Annotated in this window: 14 protein-coding genes; 8 read left to right on the forward strand and 6 right to left on the reverse strand. The window is 44.7% G+C overall.

Features of this window, described 5'->3' with window-relative positions:
- Nucleotides 1-62: 62 nt before the first annotated feature.
- The gene (acsF, locus tag myaer_RS16555; protein ID WP_002752007.1) at nt 63-1,139 is read left to right on the forward strand and encodes a magnesium-protoporphyrin IX monomethyl ester (oxidative) cyclase; all 1,077 of its coding nucleotides are present in this window, start codon (nt 63-65) and stop codon (nt 1,137-1,139) included.
- A 157-nt stretch (nt 1,140-1,296) separates the two neighbouring features.
- Nucleotides 1,297-1,818 carry a zinc ribbon domain-containing protein gene (locus myaer_RS16560; protein ID WP_046662891.1) on the forward strand — a complete coding sequence of 174 codons (522 nt, stop codon included), beginning with the start codon at nt 1,297-1,299 and terminating at the stop codon, nt 1,816-1,818.
- Here myaer_RS16560 and myaer_RS21385 read toward each other — a convergent pair.
- Nucleotides 1,807-1,956: a hypothetical protein gene (locus tag myaer_RS21385; RefSeq protein WP_158269544.1), complete on the reverse strand. Its 150-nt coding sequence runs from the start codon at nt 1,954-1,956 to the stop codon at nt 1,807-1,809. The two genes, myaer_RS16560 and myaer_RS21385, sit on opposite strands and share 12 nt — an antisense overlap.
- Before the next feature lie 147 nt (nt 1,957-2,103).
- Entirely contained in the window at nt 2,104-2,892 is a 789-nt protein-coding gene (locus myaer_RS21390) for a hypothetical protein (RefSeq protein WP_158524808.1), read from the reverse strand.
- A gap of 360 nt (nt 2,893-3,252) precedes the next feature.
- Here myaer_RS21390 and myaer_RS16575 point away from each other — a divergent pair, with 360 nt between their 5' ends.
- Both myaer_RS16575 and myaer_RS16580 read left to right on the forward strand, forming a co-directional pair.
- Nucleotides 3,253-3,483 (forward strand): hypothetical protein, encoded by a 231-nt coding sequence (locus myaer_RS16575; RefSeq protein ID WP_046662893.1) that lies wholly within the window; start codon nt 3,253-3,255, stop codon nt 3,481-3,483.
- Nucleotides 3,483-3,740: a Txe/YoeB family addiction module toxin gene (locus myaer_RS16580; RefSeq protein WP_201262019.1), complete on the forward strand. Its 258-nt coding sequence runs from the start codon at nt 3,483-3,485 to the stop codon at nt 3,738-3,740. The genes myaer_RS16575 and myaer_RS16580 overlap by 1 nt, the downstream gene beginning before the upstream one ends.
- A 366-nt stretch (nt 3,741-4,106) precedes the next feature.
- On the opposite strand, the gene myaer_RS16590 is transcribed toward myaer_RS16580, so the two are convergent.
- The gene (locus myaer_RS16590; protein ID WP_046662894.1) at nt 4,107-5,327 is read right to left on the reverse strand and encodes an ABC transporter substrate-binding protein; all 1,221 of its coding nucleotides are present in this window, start codon (nt 5,325-5,327) and stop codon (nt 4,107-4,109) included.
- A 269-nt stretch (nt 5,328-5,596) separates the two neighbouring features.
- On the opposite strand from myaer_RS16590, the gene myaer_RS16595 reads away from it, so the two are divergent.
- The 3 genes from myaer_RS16595 (at nt 5,597) to myaer_RS16605 (ending at nt 8,451) form a co-directional block, all read left to right on the forward strand.
- A complete protein-coding gene (locus tag myaer_RS16595) occupies nt 5,597-5,902 on the forward strand; it encodes a DUF6825 family protein (RefSeq protein ID WP_046662895.1) in 306 nt (101 codons plus the stop codon).
- A 90-nt stretch (nt 5,903-5,992) separates the two neighbouring features.
- The gene (locus tag myaer_RS16600; RefSeq protein WP_103672720.1) at nt 5,993-7,681 is read left to right on the forward strand and encodes an ABC1 kinase family protein; all 1,689 of its coding nucleotides are present in this window, start codon (nt 5,993-5,995) and stop codon (nt 7,679-7,681) included.
- 44 nt (nt 7,682-7,725) lie between these two features.
- Nucleotides 7,726-8,451: a Stp1/IreP family PP2C-type Ser/Thr phosphatase gene (locus tag myaer_RS16605; RefSeq protein WP_046662897.1), complete on the forward strand. Its 726-nt coding sequence runs from the start codon at nt 7,726-7,728 to the stop codon at nt 8,449-8,451.
- 39 nt (nt 8,452-8,490) lie between these two features.
- On the opposite strand, the gene myaer_RS16610 is transcribed toward myaer_RS16605, so the two are convergent.
- The 3 genes from myaer_RS16610 to aat form a co-directional block, all read right to left on the reverse strand.
- The gene (locus myaer_RS16610; RefSeq protein WP_046662898.1) at nt 8,491-9,864 is read right to left on the reverse strand and encodes an ankyrin repeat domain-containing protein; all 1,374 of its coding nucleotides are present in this window, start codon (nt 9,862-9,864) and stop codon (nt 8,491-8,493) included.
- Between the two features lie 35 nt (nt 9,865-9,899).
- Nucleotides 9,900-11,018: a hybrid sensor histidine kinase/response regulator gene (locus myaer_RS16615; protein WP_046663817.1), complete on the reverse strand. Its 1,119-nt coding sequence runs from the start codon at nt 11,016-11,018 to the stop codon at nt 9,900-9,902.
- A gap of 485 nt (nt 11,019-11,503) precedes the next feature.
- Nucleotides 11,504-12,085, reverse strand: coding sequence for a leucyl/phenylalanyl-tRNA--protein transferase (gene aat / locus myaer_RS16620; protein WP_071846482.1), 582 nt, complete (start codon nt 12,083-12,085; stop codon nt 11,504-11,506).
- 34 nt (nt 12,086-12,119) lie between these two features.
- Here aat and myaer_RS16625 point away from each other — a divergent pair, with 34 nt between their 5' ends.
- Nucleotides 12,120-12,461: a hypothetical protein gene (locus myaer_RS16625; RefSeq protein WP_004162710.1), complete on the forward strand. Its 342-nt coding sequence runs from the start codon at nt 12,120-12,122 to the stop codon at nt 12,459-12,461.
- Nucleotides 12,462-12,566 lie beyond the last annotated feature (105 nt).

Genomic DNA, 12,566 nt, shown 5'->3' on the forward strand with positions numbered 1-12,566 from the left:
ATTATCATCTCAGAGCCTTTACTCGTCTCAATCATCATCCCAGAGTAAAACCAATAATCCCTATGGTCAGCACGATCCAAAAACCAGAATTCGAGGAAATCCGTCCGGGTATAAAAGTTCCCGCTAAAGAAACGATCCTCACTCCCCGCTTCTACACCACTGATTTTGAAGCGATGGCGGAAATGTCGATCGCCGCTAACGAGGAAGAACTGAAAGCGATTTTAGAGGAATTCCGTACCGATTATAACCGGCATCACTTCGTTCGCAATCAAGAATTCGATCGCTCTTGGGAGCATATTGATGGCGAAACTCGTCGCTTATTCGTGGAATTTCTGGAAAGATCCTGCACGGCCGAATTTTCCGGCTTTCTTCTCTACAAAGAACTCGGCAGACGTTTAAAAAACAGAAATCCCGTCCTCGCAGAATGCTTTAACCTCATGTCCCGGGACGAAGCGCGTCACGCTGGATTTCTTAATAAGGCTTTATCGGATTTTAACCTCTCCCTTGACTTGGGATTTTTAACCAAAAGCCGTAACTACACCTTCTTTAAACCGAAATTTATCTTCTACGCCACCTATCTTTCCGAAAAAATCGGTTATTGGCGCTATATCACCATTTATCGTCATCTCGAACAACATCCCGAAGATCGGGTTTATCCGATTTTTAACTTCTTCGAGAATTGGTGTCAAGACGAAAACCGTCACGGGGACTTCTTTGATGCGATCATGCGTGCGCAGCCTGATATTCTTAATGATTGGCGCGCTCGTCTCTGGTGTCGTTTCTTCCTGCTTTCGGTCTTCGCTACGATGTATCTCAATGATACTCAGCGTTCCGGTTTCTACGCCATTCTCGGTTTGGACGCTCGCGAGTACGATAAGTATGTAATCGAGAAGACCAATGAAACCGCCGGCCGCGTCTTCCCGATTGTTCTTGATGTGGATAGTCCTGAATTTTATGATCGCCTAGAAATTTGTGTTCGCAATAACGAGGGATTACGGGCGATCGATAGCGAAAACAGTGCCGCACCAGTTAAATTCCTGAAGAAATTGCCTATCTTCGCCTCTAATGCTTGGCAATTCCTCAAATTGTACCTGATGAAACCGATTCGGGTCGATAAATTAGCCGGTAGCGTCCGTTAAAAAGTTTGTTTTCTTGAGACATGGTGAGGGTGGGTGAAACCACCCTTTTTTTGTCGATAAAATTCTTAAGAAAATCCTCTGACATTTCTATCCTCGCTAGACTGGATCCTAGGGGTGTTAACTAGCTTTTTACTTTTTACTTTTCACTGTCAAAAATATGGCTATTTATAGTGAATTACCCACAGGACAACGTCTCTATCTCGATAATCAAGGGCTGCAGACGATTGTAACCCTCGCTAGTGGTGCTGTGGGACAACAACAGCAGTCTAGCAGTAGTTTTGCTACGGGAGTTTGGACAAAAGAACCCCAAATAGAGATAATTCCCCAAGGGGCAATTATTGAAATCATCAGTGAAACCGGACCCCACAGAATCCAAATTCAGGGAAGCAGTATCGGTTTTTCCTCCCCTCATACCTCTGGAGTTTCTCAGTCCTCTCAATCGACAACCGCTACCAGTTTCTCCTCCTCACCGATGCAACCGATGCAACCGATGCAACCGATGAAAATGGGTAATATGTCGATGAATTTTGCCCCCATGGAAATGGAGATGGGAGATATGAAAATGAGTATGGGAGACACAAAAACCGTCAGTCAAGTGCGATTTTGTAGTCAATGCGGGGCAAAAGTAGCGGCAACCGATCGCTTTTGTAGTAGCTGTGGTCATCAGTTACAGCAATAAAACCTGTTTAGCTAAATCTATAACTCCTTTTGTGGCAAAATTCTGTTTATATTGGCTGAATTGACCCGCTTCTAACCAGATTAACCCATAGTGATCGCAGTTTTCCCACCAAATCGGTTGTTTGTCTATGTCCAACATTCTTAACAGTGGGGACAAGGGAGGGAAACACTCCCTCCCTTCCCTGATGGGTTACACAAAAGCTAGAACCTCTGGAAGTGTGTTACAAGGGATAGTCTGGCAACGAGGTAAAAAGCACTTTCGGAGCTTCTCGATTTTCTGTGATCATCAGTGCTTATCATTCGATGGAAACTTTTTTTTGAGAATCGGTAGAAATCCTAAAACCAATACTGTACCCAAGATACTTAAGGAGGGTTCAGGGACACGCGTCAAGACAAATCCATTCATCGTAAAGATGCGATTTATATTGCTAGTATTGGTAGTTTGTCCAGTGACACCAAACTGATTACCCCCCGTCCAAAAACGCGCAATAACATCATTGATTCCGTCAGCCTGAAATTTCAACACGGCACTTCGACCCTGATTCAATCCGTAAGCTAAATTGTCGTGAACATTGCTGAAGGATGTTGCCCCGTTTGTACTAAGTTGCACATCCACAACACCATCTTGGTTGTTTGTATCAGTCAAAGGTATCGTGAGCAAATAGGAACCAGCCACTAAGCCAGCAAATTTTAAATCCTGTCCGAGATTTATACCATCACGCCCAGCAAAGTCGCGCAATAACAAATTTGTACCACCTCGATCAATCATGCGAAAAGCCGATGGACCGGAAACAGAAGCCAGCGTCACACCAATGCCGGTACCGCTATCCATTGAGCCAGTGTAACCAGTGGAGCCAGATAAATATGTGCGAGTCCCCGGTGCCGAGTTGTTGTTAAAAATAAATCCTGCATATCCAGAAGCGACGCTGCTATCGTTGGGACTGAAGTCAACTGATAGCTGCGATGCTGCTTGTCCGGGGACAGCAGCCGCCATCATCAGGCCTGCACCCGCCGCTAGGGCGATGGGAGCCAGCTTCAACTTGTCAAAGGTGCTATTTTTCAGTTTTGCATCCATAATTGTTTGATCGAGATTGATAAATTCGTTTGCGATCGCTGTTTCCGTCGGTTGGGTGAAGACACAGCAATACCCAACACCAAAAAGCACCGATGATCATACACACTTACCCCCCCCCACATTGTAGCTAAAAATACAATTTAATAAAATCTTTATATTTTTCTTCTGCCAAGGTTCTACCTGTAAGAAGAAAAGGGAAGGAGTGTCTCCCTCCCCTGAGCGGTTAGACAAGAGCTAGAACCTCTGGAAAGCCTTACAAGGGAGATCCTTGCAACGAGGTAAGACTATACAGAAACGAGAAGAGCCAAGTTATCTTTGAAACTGCTATAATTAATAAAATCTCAAGAATAGTAAAATTATATGAATGCACTAAAATACCAAACAATCATCAAAAATGGTCAACTTAGTTTACCTCCCCTCGACTTACCAGAAGGAACAGTTGTCGAAGCGATTTTATTGATTAAAGAAGCTGCTGAAATGGATGAAACCGACTATCTGCTTTCCACAGAAGCTAACCGTCAACATCTCCAAGAGGCAATAGAATCTCTGAAAAATCCTGATAGTTATATTTATGTAGATGCTGCTAACTGATCAGGAAAGTCGCCTTTCTAACCCGAAGTTTTGATGAGTTTCATCAATGGGCGATCGCAGATAAAAAAGTTTACGCTAAAATTGTCAGCCTGATTAAAGATGTTCAAAGAAAGCCTTTTTCTGGATTAGGAAAACCAGAAGCATTCAAACATGAACTATCAGGATTGTGGTCACGACGCATTACAAAAGAACATCGCCTAGTTTATAGCCTGTCTGATGAAGAAATTGTGATCATTTCCTGTAAATTTCACTACTAATAATCCCCAGAAATTCCAGAACTAGCTGAGAGCAAGGCTCTTCTGGTTTTTGTGTGGAAGGAAGAAGAATAGGGATAATTTGGGTGCATCTCAATTTTGGACAAATATCTAGAGGACATTTTGGGCGCACGCGGTGCGCCCCTACCATTGGCGCAATAATATTAATAATATTATTGTAGGGGCGAATTGCATTCGCCCTCTTTGAATAACTTCTGCTGCTCACCTATAGGTGAGGGAAAGTCACAAATTTAACACTCTTGAACACTTTAAACAGGATTTAGTATTACACAAGAGCTAGAACCTCTGGAAGTGCGTTGCAAGGGAGATCCTTGCAACGGGGTAGAAACGAGAAGAACCCCTTACTGATTAATTTTCCACAAAAGTAAATTTACCATTTTTACCATCGGCATCCATTTTAATTTGTGCCACGGAGAATTTATCCTGAATGATTTCCCCTTCGGGAGTAAAAGCAATATTTCCCAGGACAGTGACATACTTACCCGCTAAAATTTCCTGATTTAATTGTTGGCGAATTTGTTCGAGGGAAAGTGTACTGAGTTTATTTTTATCATCTACCCGTTTTAAGGCCTCGACAAAAACTTGAATTCCCGTAAAAGCTTGAGCGGTAAATTGGGGAGGTGCTTTTTTATTTTCTGCTGTATAAGCGGCGACAAAATCCCGATTAATGGGAATATCTAATTCCGGGTTATAAGCTTGAGCGATGAGAATGCCATCACATTGAGCTTGACAAACTGGGAAAATATTAGAAGTATTTAAACCATTGCCCCCAATAATTAACCCCTGATAGCCTAATTGCCGCAACTGTTTGACCAAATTGCCCCCGTCAGCAACCAAACCAGAAATAACCACTAAATCTGGTTTAATATTGATAGCGGCGGTGGCTTGGTTTTGAAAATCTGTATCGGTGGTTTGGAATTTCTGCACGGTGACAATATCGAGATTTAAACTCTTGAGGGTTTCTTGAAAAGTTTCCGTTTCCGATTTACTAAAAGCATCATTTTGGGCAAAAAATACCGCCACTTTTTTAATCTTGGGATCGATTTTTAAAGCGGTTTTAATCGCATTGGGAGCGACCACAGCCACAGGAGCGGACACCCTACCCACATATTCACCGATCTGGGGGATACCTTTAGCGGTATTAGACGGACCAAGAATGGGAACTTTAGCTCGATCGGCGATCGGACTAGCGGCAAAAGCTTGCTGGGACAGGGACGGACCGAGAATAGCCACCACCTTATCTTGAGTGATCAGGGTATTAATGGCGTTGATCGCCCCCTGTTCATCCCCAGCCACATCCTGGATAATAACTTTAATCGGTGTTCCATTGACTCCGCCCTTTTTATTAAAATATGTTTCGGCTATCTTGACACCGATTACCTGTTCCTGTCCCAATAGGGCGACATTGCTGGTTTGAGCCAAAGCTGCACCGATGGGAATAGCGCCAGTGGCGGCCTTTTCTGCGGGACTGGGGTTTTGACCGGTGGGAGTGCCGGAATTACAGGCCACCACTAGACCGAAAGTGACTAGGGATAAGATTAAGGGGATTAATAAACGTTTTCTGAGCATCTTAACTCTCCGGGGATGGTATTGTTGATGACAATATTATTTCGCGAATCGGGTTGATTTCAGCAATTATTGACGCGATCAAACCGGATTTTACTCCCTTAGCCCCCTTTCTTTCCCTTAATTTTGTCGATTAACCTCCCCGTCTAACCTCCGTTTCCTAAAAACGATTTGCCTTTTCTGGTTCTGTCGCCTAACCTAGTAGTTAGGGAATTTATATATCGCCCTTCCTGTCCACAAACCCCAGCAAGCGAAAACATCCATTTAAGATTATGACTAACCCCGTTATTCACGCCTTTTTCCTCGGACGAGCGATCGCTGAAGTGATCGGTGAACAGCTAGAAGATGCGTTGACCAACGCTTTAAGCGAATTAGGCAAATTTGATGCCGAACAACGGGAAAACCTGCGGCAATTCGTCGAAGAAGTGCAAAAGAGAGCCGATCGAGCCGTGGAAAAGGGAGTATATACTGGTACAGAGTCCAGTGGTTCCTCCAGTGCCGATGTGCAGGAAAACATCGACGAAATGCGGGCTGAAATCGCCCAATTGCGCTCGGAACTAAAAAACCACCGTAATTAACCAAAAACCCTCTTTTAGTCGCTTTAAAGCCCCAAAAATTGCGTGTCAGCCTTTCTACCCGTCCCCGTTACCCCAGAGTTAAACCCAGCAATGCCGGCCCTCGAAGTCGCCCAAAATAGCTATCGTTGGAATCGAGAAAACTATTCCATCAATCGTCGTCGTCTAGATATTTGGCGATTCGTTCTGACCGTACTTTATCAATTCTGGCTCAACGGTAAAAAATGGAGCTATAACGGCGGCTATAGCGAGGAAAAACTCGCCGGCAGACGCAGAAAACAAGCCGCTTGGATTCGGGAAACCATGCTAGAATTGGGGCCGACTTTTATTAAAGTCGGTCAACTGTTTTCTACCCGTGCCGATCTTTTTCCCCTCGAATATGTGGAAGAACTCTCGAAACTACAGGATCAGGTTCCCGCGTTTACCTACGAACAGGCCAGCAAAATTATCGAGGCATCCCTCGGTAAACCCCTCAATCAACTCTTTAAAAGCTTCGATCCCATCCCCCTGGCAGCCGCTAGTTTAGGGCAAGTTCACCGGGCCCAACTGAAAACCGGGGAAGATGTGGTGGTCAAAGTCCAACGGCCCGGATTGAAAAAATTATTTAGTATCGATCTGACCATCCTAAAAAAAATCGCCCAATACTTCCAAAATCATCCCAAATGGGGTAAAGGTCGCGATTGGACGGGGATTTATGAAGAATGCTGTAAAATTCTCTGGGAAGAAACCGATTATCTCAACGAAGGTCGTAACGCCGACACTTTTCGCCGTAATTTTCGCGGGGAAGATTGGGTGAAAGTACCAAAAGTCTATTGGCGCTACACCTCTCCCCAGGTTTTAACCCTAGAATATCTCCCCGGCATCAAAATCAGTCATTATGAGGCCCTAGAAGCGGCCGGACTCGATCGCAAATTGTTGGCTAAACTGGGGGCAAAAGCCTATCTAATTCAACTACTCAACAACGGCTTTTTTCACGCAGATCCTCACCCCGGCAATATCGCCGTTGATAGTGATGGCTCCTTAATTTTCTATGATTTCGGCATGATGGGACAAATTAAAACCAACGTGCGCGAAAAATTAATGCAGACTCTCTTTGGAATTGCCCAAAAAGATGCCGATCGCGTGGTCACTTCTCTGGTGGATTTAGGAGCATTAACTGCCAATGGTGATATGGGAGCAGTGCGGCGATCGATCCAGTATATGCTCGATAACTTCATGGATAAACCCTTTGAGGAGCAATCCGTGGCCTCTATCAGCGATGATCTCTATGAAATCGCCTACGATCAGCCTTTTCGCTTTCCCGCTACCTTTACCTTCGTCATGCGGGCATTTTCTACCCTGGAAGGGGTAGGCAAAGGACTCGATCCCGAATTTAACTTTATGGAAGTGGCCCAACCTTTTGCCCTGCAATTAGTAAATGATATGACAGGAAATCATGGCAGTAATATCCTCGATGAGCTAGGACGGCAAGCAGCCCAAGTGAGCAGCACCGCCCTGAGTTTACCCCGACGCATCGATGATACGATCGAAAAATTAGAACGGGGTGATATCCGTGTTCGGGTACGTTCGAGCGAATCTGATCGACTTTTGCGGCGATTGGGTATGATTCAAATGGGAACCAACTATACTTTACTGATCAGTGCTTTGGTGATCTCGGCGACGCTTCTATTTGTCAGTGGTTTTGGTTGGTTAACTTTAGTGCCGATGGCGATTTCGCTGCTGCCGGGGATAGCTCTTGTGAGACTTTGGCGAAAAATTGAACGTCAGGATCGCATGATGTAATTGATCGCAGGATAATAAATATTGTGTTAGCATCAAAAATTTCCATGAACAACCTTTCTTTTGGAGGAACAACCGATCCTGGTGTAGTGCGATCGGTTAATCAGGACAGTTATTATATCGACCCCGATCGGCGCTTTTTTATCGTTGCCGATGGTATGGGGGGTCATGCAGGAGGCCAGGAAGCTAGTCAAATCGCCACTAAAACTATCCAAGCTCATCTAGAAGAACACTGGAATTCGTCCCTGGCTGCCGGGGAATTGCTGCAGGAGGCAATTACTGCCGCTAACGAGAAGATTATTGAAGATCAGCTGAAAAATCCCGAAAGACAGGACATGGGGACAACCCTAGTCATGGCTATCTTCCGAGACGATGGCCCCTGGTACACCCATATTGGTGATTCCCGTCTCTATCGTTTTCGTGAGCAAAAATTAGAACAGGTGACGGAGGATCATACTTGGATAGCTAGGGCGGTAAAAATGGGCGATATGTCCGAAGAAGAAGCGAAAAACCACCCTTGGCGGCACGTTTTATTTCAATGCCTTGGTCGTCGCGATTTGCCCCCAGTGACGGTGTCTCCCCTCGATGTACAATCTGGCGATAGTTTAATTCTCTGTAGTGATGGTTTGACGGAAGAAGTGTCCGACGAGGAAATTAGCGATTATTTGCAAACTGGTGCCGATTGTCAGGAAATTGTCGAGAATTTAGTGGCAGCGGCCAAAAAAGCTGGCGGTTCTGATAATATCACCGTGGTCATGGTAACGCAAAATTGAGAGGAAGTTTAGCGATCGCTGATCGCTAAACTTGCACTTCTACTCGATCGCTCCTGCTTGTTGTAATAAAGAAACGATCGCCTGATGGTGATTAAACTTAGCTAACATTAAAGCGGTCATTCCCCCTTGATTTTTCTGATTTAAGTTCACTTTTCCCCTGTCTAACAAGACTTTAACCGTGTCGAGACAACCGTGATAACTCGCCCACATTAAAGGGGAAGCGCCGCTAAAATCGAGTTTATTGACATCAGCACCGATATCGATTAACCGGCGCACCAGTTGACTATTATTGCCCTCACAAGCTTTCATGAGGACGGTTTTGCCATCGGGATAAACCGCGTTGGGATTAGCCCCGTAGTCGAGGAGATAACGGCATATTTCCGTAAATTGGCGCTGTAGAGCTAAAGTTAACGGTGTTTCTCCCTGCTGAGTTAGGTTAGGCTCCGCTCCCTGTTTTAACAATTCTAAAACGATCGCTTCGTACCCCTGCACGGTGGCGATGATCAGGGGTGTATCGCCAAAATGGTTACGGTGATTGACAAAAGCACCGGCTTGTAGTAAGGCCTGGACGATCTCTAAATGTCCTTCGATCGTCCCTAAATGCAGGGCCGTTTCTCCGGCCTGATTTTGATTGTCAACACTGGCCCCCTGAGCGAGTAAAAGTCGGACAATATCGAAATATCCCTCAGCAGCAGCGAGCATGAGGGCAGTTTCTCCCTCCTCCGTGATGATATTCGGATTTGCTCCCGCTTGCAGTAAAGTTTGCACGCTGGCGAGATTTCCCTTCTCTACAGCCAAAATTAGGGGAGTTTCCCCAGATAAAGTGGGAGAATCGAGGGGCATACCACGGGTAATAAACAATTCGAGGACTTCTGGGCGATTAGCCTTGAGAGCCTCTAACCAAGCTTCTTGACGTATTTCTTCATCTACACCACTATCGAGCAGTAAACCGACAATTGCGGCGTAATTTTGGCTTATCGCTACAGATAAAGCCGTATCTCCATCCCGATCTCGCATATTGACCCGAGCGCCGGCGATTAATAACTGTTCTGCGATCGCTGTATGACCCTTATAAGTGGCAATCATTAGTGCGGGTGTACCATCTTGGTTGACCTGATTGATATTAGCACCAGAGGCGATTAGTTGAGCGAGTATTTCACCGTGATTGAGGGCAGCCGCTAACATGAGGGGGGTTAAACCTTGAGGTTGTTTACTTTTGTTGATATCAGCCCCAAATTCTCGTAAAATTGCTACAATTTCCCTATGACCCCCCTGCACCGCATAGATTAAAGCCGTAGTATTTTGGGCATCAGTGGCGTTGACATTTGCCCCCTGACTCAGTAAAGCTTGAACCCGCGCGAGATTGCCCTGACGCGTCGCTTGCATTAACAAGATATCCCAATTAGAAGCCATTAACAGTGACCGATCGGCAGAAAGTATTTTTTCTATTATCGATCTTTATAGGCAGGTAAACGGACAGAAAAGCTACTACCCCGTTCTAATTCTGAGGTGACGGCAATAGTTCCCCCATGAGCATCGATAATGCGACGGGAGAGATAAAGTCCTAAACCATTGGTGGAACTTTCTGGGGGACCAGAGTGCAGGCGCTCGAAAATCCTGGGTAGTTCTTCTGCTGCAATGCCTATACCAGTATCCTCGACGACAATGGTGACAAAATTATCTTCCTCTGTAGCGGGGATAAGATGAATTTTCACGTCACCCTCTTGGGTAAATTTAATTGCATTGCCGATGAGATTGGTAAAAACGCGCCGCAGTTCTAAGCGATCGCCAATTAGGGAAACTTCTCCAGTATTTTCGGCATTTAAGCTTAATTCTAGTCCTTTTTCTCGGGCAAGGGGAGCTAACTCCTGACACACTTCTTCGAGAATATCGACAATCTTTAATTTAGTCAAATTCAGTTTTTTTTCACCGTTTTCATGAAAATAAACTTCCAAAAGATTATTAACCATTTCCAAGAGATTCTTATTACTGCGAATAATCACCTGAATGGCTCGAATCATTTCGCCAGTAATTTCACCGTATAAACCTTCTTGAAATAGTTCTAACATCCGATTAGCCGACATTAAGGGAGTTCGCAAATCGTGGGTTATCCTCGAAATAAAATCTTCTTTTTGTTTAGCTAATTGCTCTTTTTGTTGTTTGGCAGTCGCCGCTTCTTTTTCCGCTTCATAGAGGCGTAGGGCGTTTTGGAGCGCTTGATTTAAGCGCAAGGGAGAAAGACGAAATTTATTCAGGTAATCCCAAGCACCGGCTTTCATCAGATCGACGGCAATTTCTTCGTCTCCGTGACCGGTTAAGACAATTAGGGGTGTTTTAACTCCCTGTTGCCGAATTTCCCTCACCAAAGTCAAACCATCTCGATCGGGTAGACGATAATCGATAAATATACAGTCAAAAAGATCATTGAAAATCAGTTCTTTAGCATCTTGATAGTTAGTGGCTTCTGTTATTTGTATTTCCACCTCCGATGCTCTTAAGAATCGGCGCACGGCCATCCGATCCACTTCATCATCATCAATAATTAGAATCCTTAACTGGTTTGACATCGCCAATTTAAATCTGAATTGGATTACTAAGTAAGTGGGTTCAATTAAATTGAAGATAAATTTTGTCTTTGATCGCCCCAACTTCCCCCTTAATAAGGGCGGAGTTATGGGCGGGGGTATCTGACAATTTTTAACACCCACCTACTTGGGCTATTATGTATAATACACTACCAGTAATCGGGTTCGGTAGTCAAGACATTTTCCAGATGGATTGTGACAGCGTTTTTCCTAAAGGTGAAGTGCAACCTAATTTGCCGATGACGAACGAATCCTGACGACTGGCTCCCCCAAAAGGAAAGGTTATACTAAATCTGGTTATTAAAAACTGATTATCTATTGCTCCTTTTGCCGTTCGGCTGAGCTCACGGCCGAAGCCTCTTGCCTTTTGCCTTTTGCCTGTCCTGATATGTAGCCTATACTCAACGGATTTAGTATTAGATATGTGTAATTAATTTTGTCTAGCTACTTATAATCGGAAAAAATACTTAAACAAAACGGCAATGCTTCAACAGAGCGCTTTCCAGTCGGGAATGATATTCTTTTTCGCCGATAGTATAGGCCCCAAATCTAGCCAGATGGGGGTTTTGCATTTGGGCATCAAATAGACAGAAATTCCTTTCTCTGAGATGTTCAACTAACTTGACCATGGCAACCTTAGAACCATCGGGAATTTTATAAAACATCGATTCCCCGATAAAAACCCCGCCAATGGCTAAACCTAAAATCCCCCCCGCTAATCGATCCCCTTGCCAAGTCTCGAAACTGTGGGCCCAACCGGCTTGGTGTAATTGCCGATAGATTTGCATTAACTCTGGGGAAATCCAAGTCAGGGAGCGATCGGCACAACCGGCACAAACCCCAGCAAAATCGCGGTTAATAGCCACCGTAAAGCGATTTTGATTCAAAACTCGTTTTAGGGACTGGGGATACCTAAAACGCTGATCGAGAGGGATAAGAGCGCGATTTTTACTAGAATACCAATCCAGTCTGCCCCCCTCATCGGCCATGAGAAAGTAACCGCGTGCGTATCCTTGTATAATAGAGGCGGTATCCACGACTCCCCCCAAGAATTCAGTTTCGTAGCCTGATCATTCTCTAATTATGCCTGATCATCCCCCACCAATTCCGCCGATTACTTTACCACCGATCGAAAATCCCCAACAGGAACAAACTTGGCTGCGCACGGCTTTACATCGTTGGTTAGATGCAGAATTTATTCCCGAAGCTATTAATGAAACTATCGCTGAACGCGCTAGTCAGATTTTTCTGCGTCAGCGTTTGGAAGGAGAAAACGATCTCGGTAGCTTGGTGATTGCGATTGTTACCGAGATGCAGGCTTTTGATTTTCGCGAAAGTTTTTATAGTGAATTTGCCATCGCTAACGCTGTCAGTGATTTAATTTTAGATAGTTTAGGGATCGATCGCTGTTGTGGCCAAAGTTAGACAGTTTTTCTCCGCTATTGGAGTTTAATTTCTATTAGCTGCTCTGCTAATTTTTCTGTGCGAATGGGGTACTGCTCATTTAAGAAGTTAACAAAATCTTCTTCG

Origin of the sequence: Microcystis aeruginosa NIES-2549, from assembly GCF_000981785.2 — a bacterium.
Classification (GTDB): Bacteria; Cyanobacteriota; Cyanobacteriia; order Cyanobacteriales; family Microcystaceae; genus Microcystis; species Microcystis aeruginosa_C.